We start from the raw sequence: 25617 nt of genomic DNA on the forward strand, positions 1-25617 counted from the left end.
AGAATATGATTAAGTTCCATGGGGCGTTCGGATTATTTGTTAATGATCATAGAAGCGAAATAAGTGATTTACCTTTTATGGAGTGGTGCTGGTCACTTTTTTTTGCCCTCTAAATTTTGAACGAATGACCTGATGATGGATGGTCATGAGGGTAAGAGTTGCTGTTACCAATACTGGTAATAGGGATAAATAAACCGTATAATAGATTTCTTCATCGAAACTATAGGTACTCCAGGAGGATTCTCGATCTACAAAAATACTGTAATTCCAAAAGAACCAAAAGCTGGTCAATAGCACGAATTCTACTGCGATTTGATATCGGTTTTTCTTGATCTTCGCTATTAAAAGAAATAGTAGGGTTAGGATAATGGCGTTGCATAAAGAAATCAAGCATGCATCGTATATGAAACTACAGTCTAGACAGCCACTTGATGTTTGATTTGCTAATTTTCCCATCGACCAATATGTTTGAATAAAAGTAAATGCAAATAGTGTCATCGCAACAAAAGCTGTACTGCTCAATAATTTAAGTTTACTTTTTTTCATTTATCAGTATTTATTAAATAAACCCGCAGGCTTGCTGTGCAAGTCACTGCGGGTGGCAACCGCTAAGTTACAATTCGTTTTCCTCAAACATCTTGGCGTCGCGGGTATTTTTTTGTACAGCGATGGCTGAAAATATACTTAAGCAGAATGACATGGCATAAAATCCTTTTTCACTAAGCAGCAGATCGGCGTTCCAGAGCCCTACGGTAAGCAGTACCATTGCAGCAATTGTTGCAAACCAGCTAAGGCCATAATAAAGATCGGTTACGGCAATGCCTTCTGCTCTGTCTCGAACACTTTTCTGTACGGAGATTACGGCAAATAAACCGAATAATAGGATCGTGAAATAATATCCTTTTTCATTGAGCTCCATGGTAGCGTTCCAAAGCCCGATGCAGTATCCCATGGAGCCGGTTAGTAAAGCAAACCAGGATGCGCCGATGAATGCACCTGTGGGTTTAAATGGATTTTTTGTTTTTTCTTCGTTTTTTGTAAGTGGAGTGTTCTCCTCTGTTTTGTGTTTTAGCGGTTCCATAATTTTTGTTTTTTTATGTGTTATTATGGAAGCAAATGTCCGCTGTTGTCGCTAGATGCACAAATGAGATATTTATAAATACTGATGATATAAATTAATTTTTTAGTAGGTTTGTTTTTAAAATTAACCTATTATGGATGCGCTTGCGACATTAATAAATTTACTTGGTGATCAGGATAAAAAGAATTTTAAGGCATTTATGCGCAAGAAGAATAAGCGACATGATGTTAAAAATATTCTATTGTTTGAATTGCTAAATACTGACGATATAAATGGCTTAGAAAAGCTGTTAAAAAAAACAAAAAGCAGGGATTCTTACCATGCTTTGCGTAAAAGACTGCACGATAACTTACTTTTATTTCTATCTCAGAAGACATTTGAAAGCAATAACAGTCAGGCTTCGGAAGTGATGCGTTTAATCGTTGTAAGCCGTTTTCTTTTGGAAAATGATGTGGATAAAACTGCTTTCAAGTGCTTGGTGAAGGCCGAGCAAATCGCAACAAAACTGGAACAGTACAATTTATTGAACGATATATTGCTTCTTAAAATAAATTATGCGCATAGTGAAGCTTCAGAAAATTTAGAAGACTTAACAACACGTTTTATGGTCAACCAGCAACATATGCAACGGGAGGCAAAATTGAATCTGGCATATGCTTTTCTCCGTCAGGAAATGCGTGAGGTAAATCTGAAAGGTAAAGTGGTCAACTTGGCCGCACTGATGCTCGGGACCATACGAAAATATCAGATTGCAGTCAAAGATTTAATGAATTATAAGTCTATTTATCAGATACTTTTTATAGCCAATGAATATGCGGCTATTCATCAGGATTATAGTTTTATAGAACGTTATATCCAGCGCATCCAACATTTTATTCAGGGAAAGAAGAAAGCGGATGAATCGCACTTATTTTATCAGTTGCATGTCCTTTATTTTTTGGCAAACTTTCATTTACGCAACAGAAGCTTTGACAAGAGTGCGGAGTATCTTTCTGAGATGAAGAACCAAATGGAACAGCACCGTTTTCATGAATCTCAATTTTATCCACGGCATCAGTTGTTATCGGCTCTGAATCTATATTTTACTGGAATGGGTGGAGAAGGAACAGCTGTATTGATGAAGGCTTTGGAAATGACAACAAAAAAGACAAAACAGGAGGACATAGAAGATTTAAGGATATGTTTAACGATGTTTTTATCGTTGCAGGATGACAGATCTTGCTTACGCCATCTTGCCTTATTTCAGCATACTGATCAATGGTACGAGAAAAAAATGGGTATGCTTTGGACCATTCGTAAAAATCTGATGGAGGTTTTGGTTCATGCACAGTTCGGGCATATCGAACTTGCTGTTTCAAGGTTAAGTAGTTTCAAACGTCGATACAGTGATTTTCTTACAGAAACTCATGAAGAAAGGGTATTACATTTTGCGAGTCTTGTGGAGAAATATTTCAATAAGCCTGATATCGTGTTTAATCCTGTATTTCAAAAAACTGCGGTCGATCTGTTAAAGAATAAAGATCATGCGGATATTTTTCATATTTGTTTTATTTCATGGCTGATCGCTAAGTGGGAGAAAAAGTCGGCCTATCAAATCGTACTTCAGCATTTGTCCAGTCGACATACATCCGAAAATATTTAGATGGTTCAATTTGGAATCCTGAGTAATTTTTGCCTAATGTAATCTTAATATTTAGGATTAAAAATAACTTCTCTCCGAGGTGCTTGTTGTATGGTTATGGAGTCTTTGTATTTTTCTGGTACGAGCGGTATTTTACTGCCTTATAAAAATAAAAGTTTTTATCCCGAAAATCTTCAGGAGAAAAGCAGGCTTGCGGTCTATGCTTTATTATTCAATTCGTTGGAGGTAAACAGTTCATTCTATAAAATACCACGTGAAGAAACTGTGAAACGATGGGCAGATGAAGTACCGGATGGGTTTCGTTTCACCTTTAAATTATGGAAGGGAATTACTCACGCAAAAGGTTTGATCTTTGACCCGAATGATGTTGCTCATTTTTTGAAGGTGATTGCCGAAGCAGGCGAGAAGAAAGGTTGTTTACTGATTCAGTTTCCCCCCTCTGTTACGTTTAATGCTGCTGTGCATGTCAATCTTTTGCTAGAGACTGTTGTTAATGATGAGCATATAAAGGGATGGCGGGTATGCGTCGAGTTTCGGCATCCATCTTGGCATTGTGAAGATACATTTAGCCTGTTAAATTCGTACGGAGCCAGTCTTGTGCTGCACGACAAGAACAGTAATGGTATGCAATTGTCCTATAGTGAAACAGATTTTATTTATCTGCGATTTCATGGTCCCAATGGTAATTACCGGGGCAGTTATGAAGATGATTTTCTACAGGAATATAGTTCATATATTCGGGAGTGGTTAGCTGAAGGGAAAGAGGTTTTCACTTATTTTAACAATACAATGGGCGACGCGATTCAGAACTTGAAGTTACTGTCGGAATATGTGAATGATAGGTATTAATATGGTAAGTAGTATCGATTTTATAATCAATACCACTTAGCTAATGTCGAATAGCTTGAACCTATATCTTCTCCTTCAGAAGATCAGCATACCAATGTCCCGACGATTTAACGATGCGTTGTTGCGTTTCAAAATCAACATATACTAAACCAAATCTGGGATGATAACCTTCTGCCCACTCAAAGTTGTCGAGAAAAGTCCATGCAAAATACCCGTTGACCTGAACTCCTTCTTGTTTGGCCTTAAGTACTTGGGCAATGGTCGACTGTAAATACTGCACTCTTTTCGGGTCATCGATCTGATTGTTAACGACTTCATCTGGAAAAGCGGCTCCATTTTCAGTGACAATCAGTGGCGGTATGTTGGGATAGGCACTGAATTTTTTCAAAACATGGTACATGGATTCAGGAAATACTTCCCAATTCATGGCCGTGAGTTCGACCTTGCGCGATTTTGCACTTACAATTTTTGCGCGTAGGTAGGGGACGAATAAGGAATGACGGATGATTTCTCGGGTATAATTTTGTACTCCGATAAAATCCATATCAAACTTTAGCTCGTTTTCATCATTGTGCTTGATATATTTTTCAATTCTTCTCAGAATTTTGATCTCATCTGTAGGATAGCCCATACCTAGCAGGGGCTCTATGAAAAATCTATTGAGTAATACATCTGCTTTTTTAGCCGCAAGGATATCTTTTTCTCTTCCGGTGAACGGTTCAATATGCGAACAGGAGAAAGTGGTTCCAACGGTACTGTCTGGTTGTAGTGATTTAATAATTCTTGCACCTTTAGCCTGTGCTAGTGATGCATGATGTGCAGCTGCTAAAAAGTAATCGATTCCTTTTTTTCCAGGTGCATGTACGCCAAAGAAGTATCCAGCGGCACTAAATACCGCAGGTTCATTTAAAACCATCCAGTTTTTTACCCGATCGCCAAAGTGTTTGACACAGAGTGCTACATAATCAGCAAACCAATCGGTGATTTCCCTGTTGATCCATCCACCTCTTTGTTCCAGGGCATGCGGCAGATCCCAGTGATAGAGTGTTATCCAAGGTGTAATCCCTAATTCTAAAGAAAGATCGATGAGTTTATTATAGAAGTCAATGCCTGATGGATTGGCTTCTCCTGTACCTTGCGGTAGAATACGGCTCCAGGCAATGGAAAACCTGTAGTTCCTAATATTTAAGCTGTGCATCAAATGGAGATCTGCTATGTAGCGATTATAGAAATCGCAAGCAATATCTCCGTGCTGGTTTTTAAAGATCTTATTCTTTTTTTTTACAAAAGTATCCCAAATAGAAAGGCCTTTTCCATGTATATCATGAGCTCCTTCAATTTGGTAGGCGGCTGTAGAAACTCCCCAAATAAAATCTTCGCCAAAGGAATCTTTAGTTAAAATCATTTACGGAATTTATTTTCTCAAGTGGTGCAAATATCACTTATTTAAGTTGTTTTAATATTTGTGAAATCTAAGAGGAGAATAGAATGAACTAAACTGCACTAGAAAGATACGAAATAATACCCTTTGGAAGAAATGTGTGATCGTTTTCATAATTCAAATGTTTTAAACCACTGTTTACATTAATTTGCTTATATAAATTTACAAAGCATATGTTAACTGTGTATGAATTGATTATGAAGTTTTTGAGTATTGTCAGGGCTCTTGCTTTTTAAACTATTTCATCACCATATATTTTTTGATATACCGATCTGTGTTAAGGATTCAATAATTGGTTCAGAGAGCAGATGTAGATCGCGTTGTTTTTGGAATTCTAAGAAAGCGGGCATATTTAATAATTCTTTTTGAATGGCCTCATTTTTATATTGTGACATATGAATAAAGGTGTTGCTGCCATTAACCTGGAATATCGTATATACAAATTGATGATTGTCCAATTCTTTAAACTCATCAAGAAAAATCTGAATGTTTTCTTTGTTCGCATTAACATAGTCTTCTTTGATGGTATAAGTCACTTTTATAGCTATCATGGGGTATCTTTATGAATGAATACTGGTTTATGTATTCGAAGATAATGAATTTGATGCTATGGAAAGTAAAAACTCCGAACAAACAATTGGATATTGTTGGTTCGGAGTTTTTTATTTGAATCGAATGATCAGCTTTTCACGGGTTACTTCTTGGTTTCAGTAACTTTACCACAGGTAAGCATCGCAGATCCATAGTAAGGATTTTTAATCGCCGTTTCATTGCTTAACCAATAGCCTTTTTTCATCGGGCAATATTGATAATACACTGGTTGGCTGACCTTATCACTGTTTTTTACGATTTGCCACATGATCGTTGAAACTTCGTTGAATGATGCACGCTGTTTTTCAAGATTGCCTGCTTTTTCTAATTTATCTACTTCAAGGATCAAGTTATCTTTCAGTTTGAAAGCGCTTTCTGCTTTTACCACCTTCTGAAGTGCTTGAATGGATTCGGAAGCCTTTTTCTCATCACTGTTTACCAATGCATTTTTTACACCATAATATTTACTTAATAGTGTTTCTGTATTTTGGGCAAGTGCCACATGTCCAAATAGTGAAATTGCCAATATCAATAAGTTCTTTTTCATATCTATTTTTCGTTAATCATTTAAAGATAGTTTTAAAATTTTACTTTTGAACTGCTTCGTTATTTTCTCGATTTCTAAAGCAGAGGTTCTGTATTCTGTGTCTTTCAAATGCACTCGGCTTCACATTTTGCTATACCTGATGCTGACGAAGCTGTACTTCCTTTTCGCTTTCCTTTATTGATCTTATGTCAATATTAAAGTCTGCTGTATGGACTTTTCCATGTATTTTAAACTGCACCCACATCTTGTATTTACCAGCCTTTGTAATGTTTGTTTCTGCGTATATCGGGTATTGTACATGTGGTATGGGCCGGATCTGTAAAAACTCTTTATCCGTCTTATTGATCATTAATATATGAGCTGATGTTCCCAAATACTGTTCCAAACTACTGTTATACAGTTTCTTTTCGCATTTTTCGATGGCTATCTTTATACGTTGTATGTTGCCGGTTTTAAAATTATCGGTATTTTCAAGGATAACCTTATAGTCATCTATGTAACATATCGGTTTTTTTGAAGTGACCTCACGAGAAGTCATATAGTAACCTTTCACTTCGATTTCTAACATGTTTAAGACATGTTCTTTGCCAAGAGGTTTAAAATAGGTGAACAAATGGTATTTTCCACTGTTATGAAAAGTCTCTGTTACAGCATAGCTACCGTCTTGCTGCAGCACTGGATGGATGTGTCTGAACCAATTAAGATCTTCACTAATGACCATGACATGAATGTTCATTTCATCAGAAATGTCCAATGCTACTTGTTTTTGGTTTTTTTTGATTGCAAATAGTAGTCTAACGGGATGTCCTGCTTCAATAATCTGTGGTAAAGTTGTTAATTGTACCTGATATTGATCTGGATTTTCCTGTTGAACAGATCTCAGATCCATTCCACATGTCGAACAGCTGTTGCCTTGAGTCCCGTTTACTTCGGGGGGCATAGGACAGGTGTATATGCTCATCTGAGATGCATGGCGGTGGTTTTCCATATCTGAAAATTTGCTTTGGGTGTAATTGCGGAATTTCGATATGCTTCCGCAATTACTTAACCCAAAATTCTTAGTGCTTAAAGAATCTGTTTAATTCTTTTTTAAGATTTTAAAGGTTCGATTTTAAAACCTGATTTCTCTACGATCTCGATAACTTCCTGTTCCGATATCCCATCTGTCTTAACTGTAAGTACTTTATCTCTACTGGCAACGTCTACTTCCCAATGGTTAATACCCGTTTTATCAGTTAGAAAAGGAGTTACTTTGGTTACACAGCCACTGCAGTTAATATTGGTCTTGAATTGAAAATTTTGATTATTGCTATCCATTTTATTTTATTTTTTAGCGTTTGTTTATAGTACAAATTTCAGTAAAAAAATACGGTGGCACTTTACGTTATTTGCTATTTGATTTGTAATATTTACTGATTATAGTCATGCTATTGATTATGCTGTTTTTATTATCGTGTCATGTGTAATCTTGCTCTCAATAGTATCCCGGATAGTGTTTAGACGGCATCATACTATTATGCGATGACAATGGAAACAGACTGATCTAATGGATAGCTCTGGCAAAGTAGAATTTTACCTTCAGTGACTTCTTCATCCGAGAGGGCATAATTGTTTACCATTTTGATCTGGCCATTTTCTTGGATTGCCCAGCATGAACCGCAGGTGCCTTTTTTACATGAACTGGGCACGTGAATGGCATGGGCACTAATGGCTTCTAAAAGGGATTGTCCTGGTTGTACATCAATGAGAGAAGTACACTCGTAGGTCTGTTCTTCATTGTCTCTGTAATGAGTCTCAAAGTAGCTGACCAGTATTTCTCTGTGCTCTTCGTTCTCGATAACGATGATCTTATCGGTTATGACCGGATCAAAATATTCGGTATGGATATTTGATTCGGGAATCTGTAAAGCGCGCAGTGTCTCACGATACAACTGCATCAGTTCTACTGGACCACATATGAAGTAATGAGCTTTATTTTTTTGCTTAATATACTGTCCGATCAAGCTTTTAATGATCGGTTGAGAAAATCGACCGGAGATACTGTTAATGCCTTTAATCTCTTTATTAAGACGCGTAAATGAATGAAAAATATGCAACTGCTTGTTCTTTTCCATTTCTTCCAGTTGGAATTTGAATATGGTATCCTCCGGGCTGCTGGTGGAATATAGCAACAGAGGGGGACAAGCTGTTTTAATAAGACTTTTTAGCATAGAGAACAAGGGTGATATTCCACTTCCACCTGCAAGAAAAACAAGTTCTGAATCATGGATAATATGTTTCTTCAAGATAAAGTTGCCTATAGGTGCATCGATATCCCACTCGCTAATATTTTTTGCATTGTCCACTAGATAATTGCTCATTTTTCCACCAGCAACTCGTTTAACTGTAATGGACGGGAATTTATCGGCAGGTGCGGAGCTAAAGGAATAGGATCTCTGTAGGGGTTCTCCGTTAACAATACAGGAAATATTAAGATACTGACCAGGCTGATATTCAATCGTATCCTGGTCAGTACTGAAAAATATGGTTACAGCATCTTTAGTCTCCTGTATAACCTGATGCGTGGTCCATTTATATTTTTTCATATGGTTTTAACGTTTACTTTTTAAGTGTCTTAATGAAAATTATAGCCATGACTGCTGCAATGAGACATATGATGGAAGCTGCAAAAAAACCGGTTTGAAAACCTGTGTTCAAAGCGGTAGCTTCTGTGGCTCCTGTTGCTTTTATAGCATTGGTTTTTGCCGCGGAAATGGCAACTATTATAGCCAGTCCTAGAGCTGAACCGATTTGATAGCTGGTATTTACCAGACCGGAAGCAAGGCCGGTTTCCTCAGGTTTGGCACCTGACATCGAAGCGATAGTGCCAGGTATATACGTTAGTGACATACCTAAAGCGCCTAATAAAGATGCTGGCAATACATTGATTATAAATGTACCATCAGGAGGGATTGTGCTAAAAAGAAGGAGTGAACCTGCTAAGGCAAGCAGACCTGCTACCATATTTGCTTTGAAGCCAAATCGAGCGACTAATTTACCTGTAAGACCAACCATCAGAAACATGATCGCAATTGTCATCGGTAAAAGAGCAAGTCCACTATTGAAAGCTGTGTAATGCAGGGTTTGCTGCAGGTAAAGATTGAGAAAAAACCATAAGGGTATCCATGCTGCCGCTAATAATGCCATCACCACGTTACCTGATAAAAGATTAGGGACTTTAAAAATAGCAAGAGGAATTAAAGGCTCCCTTTTCTGTTTCTGTATGATAATGAAAATAATGAACAGCAACAATGATAAGCCCAGTAATCCAATGGTTTGGACTGATATCCAACCGGCATTTTCTGCAGATATAATAGCATATACCATCACAATAAGGGCTACCGTTGCTAAAATTGCACCGACGATATCTACTTTTCCTTTACGGGTAGTTCCTTTGAACAGTAGTTTTTGACTGAAAAATAATACAGCAAGTCCTACTGGAATATTAATTAAGAATAACCAATGCCACGAGAGCCATTCGGTTATGGCTCCACCAAGGAATACACCGGCTGAACCACCTGCAGCAGCAGAAGCCCCCCAGAAACCTAATGCTTTATTGAGTTCTTTGGGATCGGTAAATTTGGACAGTACTAAGGTAAGTGCTGCAGGGGCTATAAGTGCAGAGCCTAAGCCCTGTAAAGCTCTTCCGGTATTGAGGGCGGCCTCTGACCAGGCCACACCCGCTAAAAGTGACGCTCCTGAGAGAATGGCAAAACCCCACATGAAAATCTTACGTGCGCCAAAGAGATCGGATAAACGTCCGCCTAGCAATAAGAAACCTCCAAATAGAATTACATAGGCATTAAAAATCCATTGTAAGCCACTTTGTGAGTAGCCAAGATCGGCTTTTATTGCCGGTAATGCCACGCCAATAATAGAAGTGTCCATGATCACAATAAATTGTGCGGTACATAGTAAAAATAGTGCTGCCCAGCGTTTACTGTACGGAGCAGTTGGATTTACGGTACCTGTTTTATTTTTATTCATTTTTTATTTAATTAATGGTAAGTAATTATAGGCTTAGCTGCCCAACAGCATGTTTTAATTTTACATGTAGAACCTGTATCTTATATATCGCATTGAGGTTGTTGATCTTTGCTTGTGTCAATGCCAGTTCAGCATCTGTCAACTCAAGTCTTGACCCCAGACTGTTTTTGAAACGGTCATCTACCATCTGATGGTTTAATGTGGCAGACTGCACCGTTTTTTCTTGGATGTTTAATTGGTTAACTGCTTCCTTCCACTGACTGATCAACGTTGCAAGCTCGGTTTTAACTTCATCTTTTAAATCGCTTAATCGTATTTCTTCCTGTCTCATTTTGATTTTGGACTGGTTGATTTTGGACTTGGTACGGTTGCCATTGAAAACAGGTACTGTAAGCTGGAGCCCTAAGAAGGATGTTCTGGGTAATGCATATTGACCAAACTTAAAATTATCCGCTTGTGCCTGCAGCTGATACTGACCGATTAGAGAAAGCTGTGGCAATAGCTCCGCTTGGATCACCTTCATATTTTTCTGTTGCAGTTCTATGGTAAGTTCTTGAATATTGAGATCTTTTCTGTTTTTTTCGGCAATAGCCAATGCGGCATCAACTTGATGAAACTCATGCTGACTTGTTTCGATGTTCAGTTCTAGATTGTCAGATAGCTCAATTTCTGCAGGATCTTCTAGTCCGATCAGTCTTTTGAGTTCAATGCCTGCTACCGTTACATTGTTTTTTAAGTAAGAAACGGATGATTTCAAATTTGCGACAGCAACGAAGCTTCTTAATGTATCTGATTTTAAACCTCTGCCCTGGGCTAATAATGAACGGGAATCTTGCAGTGCTTTTTTATTTCTCTGAAGACTTTGTTCTAGTAGATCAAGCTGACTGTTCATCATCAACATATCAAGATAACGTGTAGAGACCAAAAGGGCAATCTGGCTTTTGAGGTCAGCTGTTTTTTCATTTTGAATCGATTCATTAATCTTTGAAGCTTTTGTCAGATGATGCGTACCAGGTGCAAGAATGGGCTGGTTGAGGGTAGCAAAAACATGATAGACATTTTTACCACCGATAGCCACATCTTGTACTGCTTTATCAGTACCTGCAAATGAACCCGGGAGGAAGATAACCTGTCTGTCAAAATAGCGCGAGTATGCAGCATTAGCCGAGATACTTGGAAGTAATCCACCTTTGACTTCATTGGTTATTTCTCGGGCATGGATTTCTTCCAATATTTGCACCTGTATTGCTTTATTTCCCTGTTTTGCCATTTCCAAAGCATCTTTGAGTGCCAGCATTTTTTTCTGGGCATGCAATGGTTTACTGCTACCAATGAGTAGCAGTAGGGTAACGATATATAGGATATTTGTTTTCATTGAATTATAATTTGTGGTGATGTTCACTTGTTACGGTATACATGCTATTCCTTTATTTTTTGCTAAGCAAATCGCTGCTTATTGCGGAGGAAATGAAACCATCATGAGCATATTTTTTCCCTTTTAGATTTATTTGTAACCCTATTCAAGATTTTTCGATCGCTTCATCGTTTTTTTTGTGTGGGTATGCTCATGATCTGTTTCAGTTTAACTTAATGTTGTATTTCGATAGCGCGCTCTTCAGTTGGTTCCTCAACAACAGCTTTTGGAGTTTTCTTACTTGATAAATACGAGTAAACTGCCGGAATGATAAATAGGGTGAGGATACCTGAAAAGACAAGTCCTCCGGCAATCACGATTCCTAATGACTGGCGGCTATTGGCTGTCAGTGCAATGGGTAATGCACCAAATATCATGGCAAGAGACGTCATAAGGATCGGTCTAAAACGCTGCTCTGCAGCTTGAATCGCAGCATCGTATTTCGAAAGGCCTGTTTCCTTGAGGTGGTTGGCAAATTCAACGATCAGAATTCCGTTCTTAGTAATCAGTCCTACTAATGTAATAATCCCGATCTGGCTAAATACATTTAAACTCTGCTCATACCAGTAAAGACTAAGCACTGCTCCAGCAATTGCCATGGGTACGGTAAGCATAATGGTAAGTGGATCGCGCATGCTTCCAAATTGTGCTGCCAGAATCATATAAATAAGTACGAGTGCCAGGATGAGCGTAAAGGTGATATTGCCTTGACTTTCGGTATAATCTCTGGACTGACCGGCAAGTGAACTTTTGAATGTTTCGCCCAGTACTTCTTTTTTTATTTTTTCGATTTCCTGTATACCTTCTGCGAGACTTACTCCTGGCGCTGTTGCCGCAGATACAGTTGCTGATGTATACTGATCATAGCGATAAATGGCCGCCGGACTAACGGCTTCTTCCATTGTTATCAGGTTATTAAGTGGAATCATCTGTCCTGAAGTTGAACGGACATAAATCGTATTCAGGTCGCTTTTATCATTTCTGTACTGGCGGTCTAATTGTCCGATCACTTCGTACTGACGGTCGTTACGTAAGAAATATCCGTAACGCTGTCCTGAGAACGAGAGTTGTAAGGTATGGGCTATTTCTTCGATGGATACGCCCATCATAGAAGCTTTTGCACGATCGATATTTACTTTCACCTCAGGTTTGTTGATCTTAAGATCAGCGTCAATGAATAGCAGTTTTTTACTTTGGCGTGCAGCAGCCAGGAATTTTGGAAGCACGGTAGTCAGACTATCTAAGTTCGGAGCCTGAAGAACATATTGAATAGGCATACCACCACCATAACGGGTTCCGATTGTTGGAGGTAAATAAGGGAAGAGCAGAAAGCCTCTAAATTTACCCGCAGCTGCTCCATATTGGTTATATAGATCCTGAATGCTGGATTTTCTTTCCTTTGGATCTTTAAGATAGATACTCTGCACAGCTACGTTGACCGGTGCTGGGGCCGGAATGAATGAAATAGCGACCATGGAGTAGGTTTGGTACAATCCCTCGGTCGAGTCATTTACATACTTTCCAACTTCGGTCATGTGTTTTTTCATATAATCAAAAGAGACACCTTCAGGAGCTATAGCGATGAGGTTCATGTTGGAACGATCTTCTACCGGAGCTAGTTCTGAAGGAAGTTGCTTACCTATAGCATAAATAAGCAGGGTAGTGCCAGTTAAGAAGACCCAAGCTAACCATCGAACGCGCATAAATGCAATCAGTAAATATGCGTAGCCATTGTTTAGACTAACGAAAAAGGGTTCGGTGACGCGATAGAACCAACTCGGTTTTTCTTTTTTCTTCAAAAAGTATGCACTTAGCATAGGGGTCAGTGTAAGCGCTACAAATGCTGAGACCAATACTGATCCTGATACGACAATGGCAAATTCTTTGAAAAGTTGTCCACTGATTCCACCCATAAAAATAATGGGTAAAAATACGGCTGCTAACGTAATTGTCGTGGAAATAACCGCAAAATAAATCTCTCTTGTACCTTTAAATGCCGCCTGAATAGGGGACATACCCTCTTCAATTTTTTTATAAATATTTTCTAACACGACAATCGCATCATCTACGACCAGTCCAATGGCAAGTACCAATCCAAGAAGTGTCAAGATATTGATCGTGAAACCGGCAATATACATAATGAAAAATCCGGAAAGAATGGATACCGGAATGGCAAGAACGGGAATAATAGTAGATCTCCAGTCTCTCAGGAATAGAAAGATAATCAAGACCACGAGTCCGAATGCTATGAATAACGTTTCTTCGACCTCTTTAATGGATTCGCGTACGGAGCGCGTATAGTCGAACCCTACGATCAAACGATATTCTGAAGGAACTTCTTTTCTTAATTGATCTAACCTTCTGTAAAACTCATCGACTACTTCTATGGCATTTGCTCCACGTTGTATCTGAATAGCAACACCGACACCGATACGGTTCAGATTTCCTGTTTCGTTGATGATGGCTGTACGTTCATTCTCTTCTCCTAATTCGGCTGATCCAATATCTTTTAATCTTATGATGGTATTGTCAACTTGCTTAATGAGCATTTCTTCAAAATCTTTTACAGAAGTTAGGCGTCCCATCGTCCGGATGCTAAGCTCACTGTTGTTTCCTTCGATTCGACCTGCCGGCAAGTCAATATTCTCGCGGAGTAATGCTTGTCTTATATCGGCAGGAGTAAGTTGATATGCCGCAAGTTTTGCTGGTTCAAAGCGCAATCGCATAGCATACTTATGCTCGCCTACGATGGCTACATTATTAATACCAGGGATAGACTGCATTCTATCTTTGATAGTCGTAGAAGCAAGGTGACTTACTTCTTTTATATTTTTGGTGTCGCTTTCCACTTCCAGGAATGCCACCAGATTGTCTGGTGATGATGCCTTTTGTACGATTGGTGGATCGACATCGCTCGGGAGCTGTTTACGAGATTTGGAGACTTTGTCTCTAACATCGTTCAGCGCATCCTCAATGTCAATTTCCCGATTAAATTCGATGGAAATAACACTTACCTGTTCTCGCGATTCGGATGATATGGTCCGTATGCCACTTGATTCGGCAATGGATTCTTCCATCGGTCTGGTCAGTTTAGATGCAATTACATCTGGACTTGCACCAGGATAGAAGGTAATGACCGTAATGACGGGTGGTTCTGTTAACGGGAATTCGCGGATACCTAATTGTTTCCATCCTATTATTCCTAATATGACGATAAGGAGAGAAAATACCCCGGCCAAGACGGGTTTTTTTATACTTAAATCTGATATACTCATGAAGCTAAGATTTGAAATTAATTAATTTGACAGGACTGCTTTTACAGGGGTACCGTCTCCTAAGCGCAGCATATTGGAAACAATGATGCTGTCGTTTGGCATGATACCAGACGTTATGATTGCGTCCTTTTCTGTTCTGTTACTTACGGTGACTGCCATTGGTTTTGCAACCCCATTTTTGATAACAAAAACAGCATAGCCTTTTTCACCTGGTGCTAAAGCCTCAGTTGGAACTGTTATTCCTTTTGCACCTTGATTATTTACTTGGAAGTACACTTTAGCCGATAGACCTGCCCGGAATTGTCCGTCAGCATTATTTGTTATTGCTTGTACCTGTAAGCTTCTGCTTTGTGCTTCAAGCCCTGGTTCTGTAGCTGTTATTGTAGCGAAATATTCGGTATCGGATAATTCGGATGTAAACTTAATTTTGCTTCCTGTCTTTATTAATGGTAAGTATTTTTCTGGGACAGAGAAGTTGATCTTAATAGCGCTTTGATCCTGTAAGGTCACGAGTGTCTCTCCGGGAGATACATAGGCTCCGAGATGTACTTTTGAAATACCAATTTTCCCGGAGAATGGCGCCCGGATTATGGTCTTTTCTAAATCTACTCGAAGCAGCTGTTCTAGTGCGTTTAAAGATTCGAATCGCATAACGGCCTCATCATATTCTTGCGGTTTTACGGTTTCGGTTTTTAATAGATTGCCAAGTCTTTCTTTATTCAATTTAGCGAGATTCAATTCGGCACCTACTTGTTTCAAACGGGATCTGATATCGGCATCATTGAGTTTGTAAAGTACGGTTCCTTGACTGATATAACTACCGTCTTTAAAAGATACCTGAGTAATCTTCTGAGGGAGCTCGCCAACTATGGAAACTTCTCGATAAGGCATCATGGTGCCGACGACGGCTTCTTTTTGATCGAGTTGCTCTTCCTGTGCGATGATGATATCTACGGGTAATTTACTGGCATCTGCGGATGGTGTTGGTGCTTTTTCTGACGTTTTTTCTTGTTTATTTTCACAAGAAACAAGTAAGATGCTTAGTATGGGAATTAAAATTCCTAATCTTTGTATTGTGTATTTGTATAACATGTTTTGATGTTTTATTTTTAACAATCGATTAAATTTCATTGCCAAAATTAGATACAAATGCGACCGTACTTTTACAGAATTACAGATAAGAGTTATGATATTTATTTTGATGTTTTATATCGTTTTTTGCTGAATGGCGTGAGTGGAATCGCTTAACATCTTGGCAAAAAATAGGAACTCCTGTTTATGTATATAAACAGGAGTTCGAATAAATATTTGAATTAATTAATGCGGTCTATTACCGCTAATTTTCTTTAGCAGTTTTCTAAACTTGGTTTTTATTTTTTGATTGCTCTTCTATAATTGCTAGTTTATTGCGTTTCATTCTTTTATAATGGGAAGATGTAAAACCTGTGTATTTCTTCAACTGGTTTGACAGGTGTGCAGGACTACTGTACCCTAGACTATAGGCAATTTCAGATAAGGAGAGTTGTGTATAAAATAACAGTTCTTTTACTTTCTCTATCTTCCTTGAGATAATGAATTTTTCAAGTGTCCATCCTTCTGAGGATGAGAATAGTGCACTTAATGAATCATAATCTTTACGTAATTCGTCGCGGATAAGTGTTGAGAATTTAATGCGTTCGCCAGTGTCTAATTGTTTTTGAATGCCTTTTTCTACAGCGCTTTTAATCTGCGAGATGAGTCTCTGATCTTTGTTATATAGTAAATCAAAACCATACTTCTGCAACATGGTTTTGATAACTTGCTCTTCAAGGATTTTATCCCTTACTTTTAGAATTACTTCACCTAAGCGTATGTCGGAAATCTCCAGACCAAGCTTTGGTAATTCTTCTGACAGAATGTATATGCACCTATCGCACACCATTCCTTTGATTAATAGTTTCATGGATAAAATAAATGTTTAATATTGATTGTGTTATGTGATCAAAATTGCGTTTTTATCAGTAATAAAATATTACGTTATTTCTTGTTTATTTTATGAAATTTTAAGAATCATGAAAATAATCGACAAATTTATTAGCATTAAAAATTACAAACTAAACAAGTAAAAGCAGCAATAATTTACGATCAATCATGCAGATTTTTGTATGAAGTAAAAACGCAAAAAAAATGAAAAATAGACAAAATACGGAAGATCAAATTTTAAATGTGCTTAAAGATTATGAATCAGGAAAAAGTGGTTCGGAGCTGTTTGCTAAATATGGTGTATCAGGGACAAATATTTTTGAACTGAAGAAAAAATATAAGGACTTAGGGACAGATATCTTGAAAGAGTTTATAGATCTACATGACGAAAATTATAGGTTGAAAACGATGTATGCTGATTTAAGTTTGCAATATCGTAAACTGAAAGATGTATTAAAAGAGGATTTCTAAATGAAATATCCGATAAGTAGTATCTGTCGGGAAAAAGTGTTCAATAAAGTAGGTGTAAACAGGGTGTTATTATTAATCAGCTATAATCTAAACATAATTTCAGGGATACTTTATTGTGTTTTAAGGTATCCCTGAGATTTAAAATCTTTTAATTGCCACAACAACCTGTTGCGCAATTTGAGTCTTGTGTGATGTTATCAGCGACTTTATAACCCGCTTTTTCAATCGTTTCAATTACCTCCTTTTTTTCATTGTCATCTTCATAGTTGATGAACAACTTGCCACTTTCAATTTTTTCGATTGTAATGCCTGCGATACCTTGCACAGCACTGTTCACTCTTGTTTGGCAATGAGCACTCTGCATGTCTGGTATACTCAATTCTATTTTTTTCATTTTTAACTAATTTTGATATAGCAAATTACCGGATAGTTATTGAATCCTATATTACACTTTTTCCTATTTGATTTGCGATATTTACTGATGGAATGGTGTATTGTGTCGAAGTCGAGACTGTTCTCTGTAATTGATGAAGGTGGTTCAATAGAAAAGGCGGCCCTTAATGATGGAACCGCCGATTTAAATATTGTGCTTTTTATTTAAAGTCGAAATTATAGTTACTGTTTTTTTGCAATAGGTGTGTAGCCGGGAAGATTCGTTACTCTTATCGTATCGATCCCTTCCAAAGACCATGTAATAGGAAGCATGGTCATATAGCCGCATTTCGGACATTGGTCTCCTTCTATACCGATCATCTCCTTATGTGATGGACAACCTGTAATAAAATTACCATTTTTATCAAGTGCGTGACCGAGTTCATTTTCGTACTTGTTTACTCTTTTTGTTGCCCCATTATTCTGAGCAACTTCCGTATGATTGGGAGTATCTCCATCTTGATGATCATGTCCTTTTTTTGCACTTGTGTTATCGCTGGCACAAGCTGATAAAAATGCAATTGCCAAGGTCAGTATCGCTATTATAAATTTGTTTATTTTCATATTGTTACGATTAATAGTTTATCATCTTCTAGCTCTTATTGGGTTATTTTTTCCATTTTAACCGCAAGCTATTGCTTACCACACTTACACTGCTTAGGGCCATTGCTGCTCCAGCAAACATGGGATTGAGCAAGAAACCATTGATCGGAAAAAGAATTCCTGCAGCAATGGGAATGCCGATAAGATTATAGATAAATGCCCAGAACAGGTTTTGCTTAATTGTTGCTACAGTCTGTTTCGAAAGACGTATAGCCTGTGAGATTTTTGACAAGTCGGATGAAATAATAGTCATTTTGGCGACATCCATTGCTATATCACTTCCCTTACCCATGGCAATACTGACATCTGCCGTAGCTAGTGCGGTACTGTCATTAATACCATCGCCTACCATTGCTACTGTTTTACCTTCTTGTTGTAGTTTTTTTACAAAATCAGCTTTATGTTGCGGTAGTACTTCGGCCTTGTAGTTCGCTATACCGGTCTGCTGTGCGATGGCTTTTGCGGTTGCTTCATTATCTCCTGTGAGCATATACAATTCGATACCCATCCGTTGCAATTGTTTAATAGCTGCAATAGAGGTTTCTTTAATTTTATCTGAGATTGCTAACACTGCCAATGCTTGTGTACTATCTGCAAACCAGATGACCGTTTTAGATTGTTCACTCCATTTATCGGCCTGAAGCCGCAGTTCATCTGCAATTATGATGTTGTTTTCAAGGAGTAATTTTCTATTACCTGCCCAATAATTTTCATTATTGTAACCTGCTTTTGCACCTTTGCCTGTTATACTTTCAAATGTGCTTAGTGAAACGGGAGCTGTACCTGCCATATGTTTAACGACTGCTTCAGCTAAAGGGTGTTCAGACTGTTTTTCTAAACTGAATAAAATCTGCTTTACTGTTTCATCCTCATTTAACCATTTGATACCGGTAACCTGTGGTTTTCCTTCAGTGATGGTTCCAGTTTTATCTAAAACAATCGCATTTACTTTTTTTGCTAATTCAAGACTTTCAGCATCTTTAATCAAAATTCCATTTTCTGCTCCCTTACCAACACCGACCATAATTGCGGTAGGTGTAGCTAATCCCAAAGCACATGGACATGCAATCACTAATACTGTTACTGCAGCCAGAAGACCCTGTACTAAACCGCTTTCTCCACCTAATACAATCCATAACACAAAAGTGATAAGCGCAATGCCAATAACTACGGGAACGAAGATACCTGCGATTTTATCGACAAGTTTTTGTACAGGAGCTTTGCTTCCTTGTGCATCCTGAACCATTCTGATGATTTGAGCAAGCATTGTTTCCTTACCAACTTTGACCGCGGTAAATTGGAAACTTCCCTTCTGATTGATGGTTCCTGCAAATACTTTCTCATTTTCGATTTTCAACACAGGAACAGGTTCTCCACTTAGCATGCTTTCATCCACATACGAATTACCTGATTTTACTATACCGTCTACAGCAATTTTTTCTCCCGGCTTTACTAATATAACATCGCCTGCATTTACATCTTCAATTGCTGTTTGTTTCTCAGTACCGTCAGATTGTATCACCATCACTGTTTTAGGTTGTAATCCCATCAGTTTTTTTATAGCCGACGAGGTGTTTCCTTTCGCTTTTTCTTCAAGTAGTTTTCCTAAGAGAATAAATGCGATGACCACGGCAGCAGCTTCAAAGTAAACGTGTGCGTGTAATCCTCTTGCATGCCAGAAGTCGGGTGCAATCATATTGAATACACTGAATATATAGGCTATACCTGTGCTTAAGGCTACTAGGGTGTCCATATTGGCCGAACGGTGTTTTGCTTGTTTCCATGCATTGATATAAAAATCTTTACCTAACCATAGGACAACTGGTGTGGCAAAAAACCACATGATTTCATTGCCATAGGGCATATCCATAAAAAACATACCGATAGTCACTACAGGAAGTGAAAGTAGGATCGCCCAAATGGTTTTATTTTTTAGTGTACGGAATTTCTTTTCATGTATTGCCTCTAACGTCTCCTGTTCTTTGGCTTCGTCTTCAATGAGTAAATCGAATCCGATGGACTGCACTGCTTTTTGGAGCGCTAATGGGTTGGTCATATTGGGAAGATACTCTACGGATAGTCTTGCTGTAGCAAAATTGACAGCTGCATTGACGACGCCGTCAGCATATTTAACACCGCTTTCTGCACTGATGGCACAAGACGCACAGGTCATATTAAGGACAGGAAAGGATTGTTTTACAGTAGTAACGCCATAACCTAAATCCTGGATGGCTTTAACAGCCGCCGTCACGGTATCGGTATCATTGACCGTTATCGTTGCACGTCGATTGTTTAGCTCTACTTTGTGGCTTTCAATACCTTTGACCTGTGCTAATCCTTTATCTATAATCAAAGCACAATGTTCGCTGTCTACATCTTCTAAAGGAAGGAATATTGGTTGCCTATTATTCGTTGCCATATTTTGTATCTTTTATTTTATGATACAAAGTTGAGAACAATTAAGGTTTTGGGTATTGCACTTTAATGGAAAAGAGTTGTAAGATTTACACCTCGTCCAACGGTGTTCTTTTGTCTTCTTTGATCTGCTTGAACTGACTTGGTGTAAGCCCTGTTACTTTTTTGAACTGGTTGCTTAAGTATGCAACACTGGAATAGTTAAGGCTGTCAGCAATTTCGCTTAAAGACAATTCGTCGTATCCTAACAGTTCTTTGACTTTTTCAATCTTTTGGGCAATAAAGTATTTTTCGATCGTCGTGCTTTCAACTTCTGAGAATAGGTTTGAAAGATAATTATAATCATGTTGTAACTTATTGCTCAAAATATCGGATAGGTTATTTTTTGTTTCACTGTCTTGGTAATGTACCAACTCAATAATAACGTTTTTGATACCCTCAATGATTTGACTTTTTTTATCGTCAATGACTTCAAATCCTCTTGCTAATAGATTTTCATTCAGCATTTTAATTTGATCGTCCGATAATTCTTGCTTCAAAGCCACTTTTCCAAGGGTCACATTTTCTGTCTGAATGTCAAGTTTTTTTAATTCACTCTGTACCACCATGATACAGCGGTCGCATACCATGTTTTTTATATATAGTGTTGCCATATCTTTTCTTTATATGCTAAAATAATGTATGAAATCGAACAGGTAAATGTACAATTAATATTTATAGGTCATCAATTTTTTAAAAATTTGACGCTATTCCTAATTGCATATGCTTGTTGTTTATAAAGGATTAATGGGTATCATACTGCGACCCCTAATCGACATATGCATTGTTCGTTAAACTTCCTCTTTGATAAGAATCGGTTAGGGGTATTCTGTCTTTCTAGGATAAGTTTTTAGAGTTAGAGGAAGGTTTGCCGATATTTCTGAGGGCTGATTCCTATTAATTCTTTGAATAGGTTTGAAAAAGTCGGAATACTGTCGTAACCGATTCTGTAAACAATTTCACTAATATGCAGTGATTGATCTTCTAATAATTCTAATGCGAGCTGCATACGGCTTAATTTTATAAACTGAAAAATGGTTATATCTGTTTCTTTTTTAAATTGTCTTGACAATGTCCGCTCGGGAATATTTACGTGTTTGGATAAGGATGTTATTGTAATCTGTTCACTGATTGATTGCGTAATATATTCAACAACTTTTAGGAGTGACTCGGATTTTGGTGGTTGTGCATGAAGTTTTAGGGGGCTGACTAATATATATGATAACATTTTTTTTAAAGACGCTAACCCAACTTCTTTCATTTCTTTATCGGACCAATGTTGAACGCCAAAGGCTAGAAGATTATCAAGTAAGTTTGATGGAGAGAAAATAGCGATATTTCCCCAATGTGCAATAGGGTAGTGTTCCTTATTCAAATCAAGAAAGATCGTCTTGAGTTTTAAATTGGGCGATCTTGATATTAATTTATGTTTGATATGTGCGTCAACATAAGCGTAGTGGCGGGCAGGGATACAAAAACTTCCCTTTTCCGAGTAGAGATATACGGCGCTCATTTCGGGGGAGATCAGCTGTGCTTTTTCATGATCATGTATCTCGGTATTAAATTGACCAAAATACCGGATCTCAATATTTCCATCTTCAATAACTTTTGTACAATCTAGTGTTGATATATAAGCTTTTGGCATAATTAGATAAGTATTGCTCTATTTTCAAATATAACAAAATAAAATCTGTCTTTATTTTTGGGAAAAAGAAATAGGATGAATAAGAAAAAAATAGATATTTTCGATACAACTCTTCGCGATGGCGAGCAGGGACCTGGGTGCTTGCTGACTCTTCAATCAAAACTGGAAATAGCCGAACAGCTTGAATTTCTCGGTGTTGATATTATAGAAGCCGGTTTCCCTGTGAGTTCTCCTGCCGATTTTAAAGCCGTACAGGAAGTTTCAAAATTAATTAAAAATGCTAAAGTGTGCGCATTGGCAAGAGCTCGTGAACTGGATATTGACATTGCGGTTGATGCCCTCAAAAATGCAGTGTGCCCTCGTGTGCAACTTGGTATCGGGACTTCGGATATTCATATTAAAAATAAATTTAATAGTACCAGAGATGAAATTTTAGCCGTAGCATTTAAAATGGTGAGGTATGCGTCAAAAAAAATTGAAGAGGTGCAATTTTTTGCTGAGGATGCTGGTAGAGCTGATAATTTATTCTTAGCAAAAATGGTTGAAAATGTAATTGATGCGGGAGCAAAGGTTGTTAATTTACCAGATACAAATGGATTTTGCACACCATTTGAATATTATGAAAAGATAAAATTTGTGATTGACACTGTTCCGAATATTCATAAAGCTAAAATCTCTGTCCATTGCCATAATGATCTGGGAATGGCAACTGCAAATACGATCGCAGGTCTGCTGGCTGGCGCTAGCCAAGCGGAAGGCACTGTAAATGGTGTTGGTGAAAGAGCTGGAAATGCCGCTTTGGAGGAAATCATTATGACGCTTATGATCAAAGATCTGCCAGTGTATACGACTGTGAATCCGATCTATATTAGTAAGTTGAGTAAAATGGTCGAGAGGGCTATGTCGAATGATGTTCAGGCGAATAAGGCTATTGTTGGGAGAAATGCATTTGCGCATTCTTCGGGAATTCATCAAGATGGTGTACTGAAGGACAGAAGCAATTATGAAATAATCGATCCTGCGATGATCGGTTTCGAGTTACCGGATCTTATACTGACAGCCCGAAGCGGTAGAGCTGCATTGAAAAATAGGATGCAAACGCTAGATATACAATTTGTAGAAAAGGAATTTGAGTTGTATTATGACTGTTTTTTGCGGTTAGCGGATACTAAATCTATTGTAACTGATGCTGATCTAGTGGATTTATGTCGTGATATTAATAAGGGATAAGCTGACGCATTGAATTTCCTGATTCTTCATAGCATATGATAGGATCATTTTTTAACATATGTAAAATTTATAATCAATGCTTTTGGTCAATTTTGTACTCCGCATGATAGGTTGATTACAATAGATGTATAAAATTGAATTGATTATAAATGAGTAAGTATGGATCTTAAGAAGATATTAGTGGAAATTTATCCATTGCCTGAAGAATCGATTTCGAAGTTGCTGCTATTAATTCGAGAAGTTCATTTTCCAAAGGGGCATATTATTATTAAAGCTAATAAAATCGAAAAGTCGATATATTTTATCAAAAAGGGAATTGTTCGAGCTTATGCTGAGCATGAAGGTTTACAACGTACTTTTTGGTTCGGTGAGGAAGGTGAAACTATTCTTTCCATGAAAAGCTATGCTGAAAATGAAAGGAGTTATGAATTTATAGAATTAATGGAACCTTGTCAACTTTATGAACTTGAGATAAAAGCAGTAAAACATTTATTTAACGAAGATATTTACATTTCTAATTGGGGTCGAAAACTTGCTGAAAAGGAATTGATAAAAGTTGAAAATAAATTGATATCCCGGGAGATACAATCTGCAAAAGAAAGGTATGAGTTGTTGGTGAGTAAAAATCCGAGTTTATTGCGTCGGATACAATTGAAATATTTGGCCTCTTACCTGGGGATAACGCAAGTTACGCTAAGTAGGATCAGAAAAAAAAGTTAGGGCAATATTATTATAACGCATTTAATAATGAACGTTTTATTTGCTGCAAGGAGTAATTATAAAAGGGTTTTCATCCAATTGGCTGAAAACCTTTTTGTTATTTTAGTTCGGAGGTCTGGTACTGCTGGATTCATTAAGAAAGAACTTATTTGTATGTAGGTATTATTTAACATATGTAAATTTTTATCTGTTTTTGATTTATCAATTTTACACCCATATTAAATATGATTTGCTAAATAAACAAAATTCAGATATGGAAAAAACGATAGGATCGGTTAGGCAGTTTCTTGAAGCTAATTTTTTACATTTTAATGCGGCGAGTCTGGTTGACGCAGCGAAAGGTTATGAAGCTCATTTGGAGCAGGGGGGTAAAATGTTGGTTTCATTAGCCGGAGCAATGAGTACTGCTGAGCTGGGAATTTCATTGGCAGAAATGATTCGACAGGATAAAATCGCGATCATAAGCTGTACGGGTGCTAACCTCGAGGAAGATATTATGAATTTGGTTGCACACTCGCATTATAAAAGAATTCCAAATTATAGGGACTTAACTCCTCAAGATGAGTTAGATCTTCTTAAAAGTAAATATAACCGCGTGACGGATACTTGTATACCGGAAGAGGAGGCATTCCGGAAAATACAGGTTCATATTGAGAAAATCTGGAAAGATGCTGAGCAAGCTGGTGAAAGATTTTTTCCGCATGAGTATATGTATAAACTTTTATTAAGTGGTGTTCTTAAGGATGTATATGAAATTGATCCTAAAAACTCCTGGATGCTTGCCGCAGCGGAAAAGAATCTACCGATTGTGGTCCCAGGATGGGAGGATTCGACTATGGGAAATATCTTTGCTTCCTATGTTATAAAAAATGAATTAAAATCATCAACGGTTAAGAGCGGTATTGAATATATGGTCTGGTTAGCTGACTACTATGCGAAGCATGCTATTGATCAAGGTATCGGTTTCTTTCAAATTGGAGGTGGAATTGCGGGCGACTTTGCGATGTGTGTAGCGCCAATGCTGGAGCAGGATCTTGAAATGGAAAATATTAAAAAGTGGCGATATTATTGTCAGATCACAGATTCAACTACTTCGTTTGGTTCGTATTCCGGATGTATCCCGAATGAAAAAATAACCTGGGGTAAACTGGACGTGGATACTCCTAGTTATGTTATTGAGTCCGATGCAACAATAGTTGCTCCTTTGATCTTTGCCTATCTTTTAAATCGATAA

The 25617-nt window shown here is 37.7% G+C and carries 24 protein-coding genes; 6 read left to right on the forward strand and 18 right to left on the reverse strand.

Annotated features, from left to right (window positions below; all coding sequences use genetic code 11):
- Positions 1–75: 75 nt before the first annotated feature.
- Together HCX49_RS12970 and yiaA are read right to left on the reverse strand one after the other, a co-directional pair.
- Entirely contained in the window at positions 76–546 is a 471-nt protein-coding gene (locus HCX49_RS12970) for a hypothetical protein (RefSeq protein ID WP_132770424.1), read from the reverse strand.
- Positions 547–613: 67 nt separating this feature from the next.
- Entirely contained in the window at positions 614–1081 is a 468-nt protein-coding gene (gene yiaA, locus HCX49_RS12975) for an inner membrane protein YiaA (protein WP_132770422.1), read from the reverse strand.
- Positions 1082–1214: 133 nt separating this feature from the next.
- Here yiaA and HCX49_RS12980 point away from each other — a divergent pair, with 133 nt between their 5' ends.
- Together HCX49_RS12980 and HCX49_RS12985 are read left to right on the forward strand one after the other, a co-directional pair.
- A complete protein-coding gene (locus HCX49_RS12980) occupies positions 1215–2723 on the forward strand; it encodes a hypothetical protein (RefSeq protein ID WP_168127319.1) in 1509 nt (502 codons plus the stop codon).
- Positions 2724–2819: 96 nt separating this feature from the next.
- Positions 2820–3572, forward strand: a complete 753-nt coding sequence (locus tag HCX49_RS12985; protein ID WP_237682793.1) for a DUF72 domain-containing protein — start codon at positions 2820–2822, stop codon at positions 3570–3572.
- Positions 3573–3633: 61 nt separating this feature from the next.
- Here the strand turns inward: HCX49_RS12985 and HCX49_RS12990 are convergent, their stop codons facing one another.
- The 11 genes from HCX49_RS12990 to HCX49_RS13040 form a co-directional block, all read right to left on the reverse strand.
- Positions 3634–4977 carry a GH1 family beta-glucosidase gene (locus HCX49_RS12990; RefSeq protein WP_168127320.1) on the reverse strand — a complete coding sequence of 448 codons (1344 nt, stop codon included), beginning with the start codon at positions 4975–4977 and terminating at the stop codon, positions 3634–3636.
- 281 nt (positions 4978–5258) lie between these two features.
- A complete protein-coding gene (locus HCX49_RS12995) occupies positions 5259–5564 on the reverse strand; it encodes a hypothetical protein (protein ID WP_132770416.1) in 306 nt (101 codons plus the stop codon).
- 143 nt (positions 5565–5707) lie between these two features.
- Entirely contained in the window at positions 5708–6151 is a 444-nt protein-coding gene (locus HCX49_RS13000; protein WP_132770414.1) for a DUF3347 domain-containing protein, read from the reverse strand.
- 130 nt (positions 6152–6281) lie between these two features.
- Entirely contained in the window at positions 6282–7139 is an 858-nt protein-coding gene (locus HCX49_RS13005) for a heavy metal-binding domain-containing protein (protein WP_132770412.1), read from the reverse strand.
- 101 nt (positions 7140–7240) lie between these two features.
- On the reverse strand, positions 7241–7468 hold the full coding sequence (locus tag HCX49_RS13010; RefSeq protein ID WP_132770411.1) for a heavy-metal-associated domain-containing protein: 228 nt from the start codon (positions 7466–7468) through the stop codon (positions 7241–7243).
- Positions 7469–7665: 197 nt separating this feature from the next.
- Positions 7666–8736 (reverse strand): flavin reductase family protein, encoded by a 1071-nt coding sequence (locus tag HCX49_RS13015; protein ID WP_132770409.1) that lies wholly within the window; start codon positions 8734–8736, stop codon positions 7666–7668.
- A 13-nt stretch (positions 8737–8749) separates the two neighbouring features.
- Positions 8750–10177, reverse strand: coding sequence for an MFS transporter (locus HCX49_RS13020; protein ID WP_168127321.1), 1428 nt, complete (start codon positions 10175–10177; stop codon positions 8750–8752).
- Positions 10178–10202: 25 nt separating this feature from the next.
- Positions 10203–11552 (reverse strand): TolC family protein, encoded by a 1350-nt coding sequence (locus HCX49_RS13025; protein WP_168127322.1) that lies wholly within the window; start codon positions 11550–11552, stop codon positions 10203–10205.
- Positions 11553–11764: 212 nt separating this feature from the next.
- A complete protein-coding gene (locus HCX49_RS13030) occupies positions 11765–14866 on the reverse strand; it encodes an efflux RND transporter permease subunit (RefSeq protein ID WP_132770404.1) in 3102 nt (1033 codons plus the stop codon).
- Positions 14867–14887: 21 nt separating this feature from the next.
- Positions 14888–15958 carry an efflux RND transporter periplasmic adaptor subunit gene (locus HCX49_RS13035; RefSeq protein WP_168127323.1) on the reverse strand — a complete coding sequence of 357 codons (1071 nt, stop codon included), beginning with the start codon at positions 15956–15958 and terminating at the stop codon, positions 14888–14890.
- Positions 15959–16223: 265 nt separating this feature from the next.
- Positions 16224–16808, reverse strand: coding sequence for a helix-turn-helix domain-containing protein (locus tag HCX49_RS13040; RefSeq protein WP_021191689.1), 585 nt, complete (start codon positions 16806–16808; stop codon positions 16224–16226).
- 224 nt (positions 16809–17032) lie between these two features.
- On the opposite strand from HCX49_RS13040, the gene HCX49_RS13045 reads away from it, so the two are divergent.
- Positions 17033–17299, forward strand: coding sequence for a transposase (locus HCX49_RS13045; RefSeq protein ID WP_132841837.1), 267 nt, complete (start codon positions 17033–17035; stop codon positions 17297–17299).
- Between the two features lie 148 nt (positions 17300–17447).
- Here HCX49_RS13045 and HCX49_RS13050 read toward each other — a convergent pair whose 3' ends face one another.
- The 5 genes from HCX49_RS13050 to HCX49_RS13070 all read right to left on the reverse strand — a co-directional run bounded on the left by HCX49_RS13050 (position 17448) and on the right by HCX49_RS13070 (position 22433).
- A complete protein-coding gene (locus HCX49_RS13050) occupies positions 17448–17693 on the reverse strand; it encodes a heavy-metal-associated domain-containing protein (RefSeq protein WP_168127324.1) in 246 nt (81 codons plus the stop codon).
- Positions 17694–17914: 221 nt separating this feature from the next.
- A complete protein-coding gene (locus tag HCX49_RS13055) occupies positions 17915–18295 on the reverse strand; it encodes a hypothetical protein (RefSeq protein WP_132770399.1) in 381 nt (126 codons plus the stop codon).
- A gap of 43 nt (positions 18296–18338) precedes the next feature.
- Positions 18339–20753, reverse strand: coding sequence for a heavy metal translocating P-type ATPase (locus tag HCX49_RS13060; RefSeq protein ID WP_132770398.1), 2415 nt, complete (start codon positions 20751–20753; stop codon positions 18339–18341).
- Between the two features lie 85 nt (positions 20754–20838).
- Positions 20839–21402: an AraC family transcriptional regulator gene (locus tag HCX49_RS13065; protein WP_132770396.1), complete on the reverse strand. Its 564-nt coding sequence runs from the start codon at positions 21400–21402 to the stop codon at positions 20839–20841.
- 242 nt (positions 21403–21644) lie between these two features.
- The gene (locus tag HCX49_RS13070; protein WP_132770394.1) at positions 21645–22433 is read right to left on the reverse strand and encodes a helix-turn-helix domain-containing protein; all 789 of its coding nucleotides are present in this window, start codon (positions 22431–22433) and stop codon (positions 21645–21647) included.
- Positions 22434–22508: 75 nt separating this feature from the next.
- On the opposite strand from HCX49_RS13070, the gene HCX49_RS13075 reads away from it, so the two are divergent.
- The 3 genes from HCX49_RS13075 to HCX49_RS13085 all read left to right on the forward strand — a co-directional run bounded on the left by HCX49_RS13075 (position 22509) and on the right by HCX49_RS13085 (position 25617).
- Positions 22509–23663: a 2-isopropylmalate synthase gene (locus tag HCX49_RS13075; protein ID WP_132770393.1), complete on the forward strand. Its 1155-nt coding sequence runs from the start codon at positions 22509–22511 to the stop codon at positions 23661–23663.
- A 159-nt stretch (positions 23664–23822) separates the two neighbouring features.
- Positions 23823–24383, forward strand: a complete 561-nt coding sequence (locus HCX49_RS13080) for a Crp/Fnr family transcriptional regulator (protein ID WP_132770391.1) — start codon at positions 23823–23825, stop codon at positions 24381–24383.
- A gap of 253 nt (positions 24384–24636) precedes the next feature.
- Positions 24637–25617, forward strand: a complete 981-nt coding sequence (locus HCX49_RS13085) for a deoxyhypusine synthase family protein (RefSeq protein WP_132770389.1) — start codon at positions 24637–24639, stop codon at positions 25615–25617.

This window comes from Sphingobacterium sp. B16(2022) (assembly GCF_012030425.1).
Classification (GTDB): Bacteria; Bacteroidota; Bacteroidia; order Sphingobacteriales; family Sphingobacteriaceae; genus Sphingobacterium; species Sphingobacterium anhuiense.

Excerpts from the sequence above, each read along its gene's own strand:
- yiaA (WP_132770422.1), bottom strand. The coding sequence starts at position 1,081 with ATGGAACCGCTAAAACACAAAACAGAGGAGAACACTCCACTTACAAAA.
- HCX49_RS13065 (WP_132770396.1), bottom strand. The coding sequence starts at position 21,402 with ATGGCAACACTATATATAAAAAACATGGTATGCGACCGCTGTATCATG.
- HCX49_RS12985 (WP_237682793.1), top strand. The coding sequence starts at position 2,820 with ATGGAGTCTTTGTATTTTTCTGGTACGAGCGGTATTTTACTGCCTTAT.
- HCX49_RS13025 (WP_168127322.1), bottom strand. The coding sequence starts at position 11,552 with ATGAAAACAAATATCCTATATATCGTTACCCTACTGCTACTCATTGGT.
- HCX49_RS13070 (WP_132770394.1), bottom strand. The coding sequence starts at position 22,433 with ATGCCAAAAGCTTATATATCAACACTAGATTGTACAAAAGTTATTGAA.
- HCX49_RS13035 (WP_168127323.1), bottom strand. The coding sequence starts at position 15,958 with ATGTTATACAAATACACAATACAAAGATTAGGAATTTTAATTCCCATA.
- HCX49_RS13080 (WP_132770391.1), top strand. The coding sequence starts at position 23,823 with ATGGATCTTAAGAAGATATTAGTGGAAATTTATCCATTGCCTGAAGAA.
- HCX49_RS13075 (WP_132770393.1), top strand. The coding sequence starts at position 22,509 with ATGAATAAGAAAAAAATAGATATTTTCGATACAACTCTTCGCGATGGC.
- HCX49_RS13060 (WP_132770398.1), bottom strand. The coding sequence starts at position 20,753 with ATGGCAACGAATAATAGGCAACCAATATTCCTTCCTTTAGAAGATGTA.
- HCX49_RS13050 (WP_168127324.1), bottom strand. The coding sequence starts at position 17,693 with ATGAAAAAAATAGAATTGAGTATACCAGACATGCAGAGTGCTCATTGC.
- HCX49_RS13010 (WP_132770411.1), bottom strand. The coding sequence starts at position 7,468 with ATGGATAGCAATAATCAAAATTTTCAATTCAAGACCAATATTAACTGC.
- HCX49_RS12995 (WP_132770416.1), bottom strand. The coding sequence starts at position 5,564 with ATGATAGCTATAAAAGTGACTTATACCATCAAAGAAGACTATGTTAAT.
- HCX49_RS13020 (WP_168127321.1), bottom strand. The coding sequence starts at position 10,177 with ATGAATAAAAATAAAACAGGTACCGTAAATCCAACTGCTCCGTACAGT.
- HCX49_RS13005 (WP_132770412.1), bottom strand. The coding sequence starts at position 7,139 with ATGGAAAACCACCGCCATGCATCTCAGATGAGCATATACACCTGTCCT.
- HCX49_RS12970 (WP_132770424.1), bottom strand. The coding sequence starts at position 546 with ATGAAAAAAAGTAAACTTAAATTATTGAGCAGTACAGCTTTTGTTGCG.
- HCX49_RS12990 (WP_168127320.1), bottom strand. The coding sequence starts at position 4,977 with ATGATTTTAACTAAAGATTCCTTTGGCGAAGATTTTATTTGGGGAGTT.
- HCX49_RS13015 (WP_132770409.1), bottom strand. The coding sequence starts at position 8,736 with ATGAAAAAATATAAATGGACCACGCATCAGGTTATACAGGAGACTAAA.
- HCX49_RS13045 (WP_132841837.1), top strand. The coding sequence starts at position 17,033 with ATGAAAAATAGACAAAATACGGAAGATCAAATTTTAAATGTGCTTAAA.
- HCX49_RS13000 (WP_132770414.1), bottom strand. The coding sequence starts at position 6,151 with ATGAAAAAGAACTTATTGATATTGGCAATTTCACTATTTGGACATGTG.
- HCX49_RS13055 (WP_132770399.1), bottom strand. The coding sequence starts at position 18,295 with ATGAAAATAAACAAATTTATAATAGCGATACTGACCTTGGCAATTGCA.
- HCX49_RS12980 (WP_168127319.1), top strand. The coding sequence starts at position 1,215 with ATGGATGCGCTTGCGACATTAATAAATTTACTTGGTGATCAGGATAAA.
- HCX49_RS13030 (WP_132770404.1), bottom strand. The coding sequence starts at position 14,866 with ATGAGTATATCAGATTTAAGTATAAAAAAACCCGTCTTGGCCGGGGTA.
- HCX49_RS13085 (WP_132770389.1), top strand. The coding sequence starts at position 24,637 with ATGGAAAAAACGATAGGATCGGTTAGGCAGTTTCTTGAAGCTAATTTT.
- HCX49_RS13040 (WP_021191689.1), bottom strand. The coding sequence starts at position 16,808 with ATGAAACTATTAATCAAAGGAATGGTGTGCGATAGGTGCATATACATT.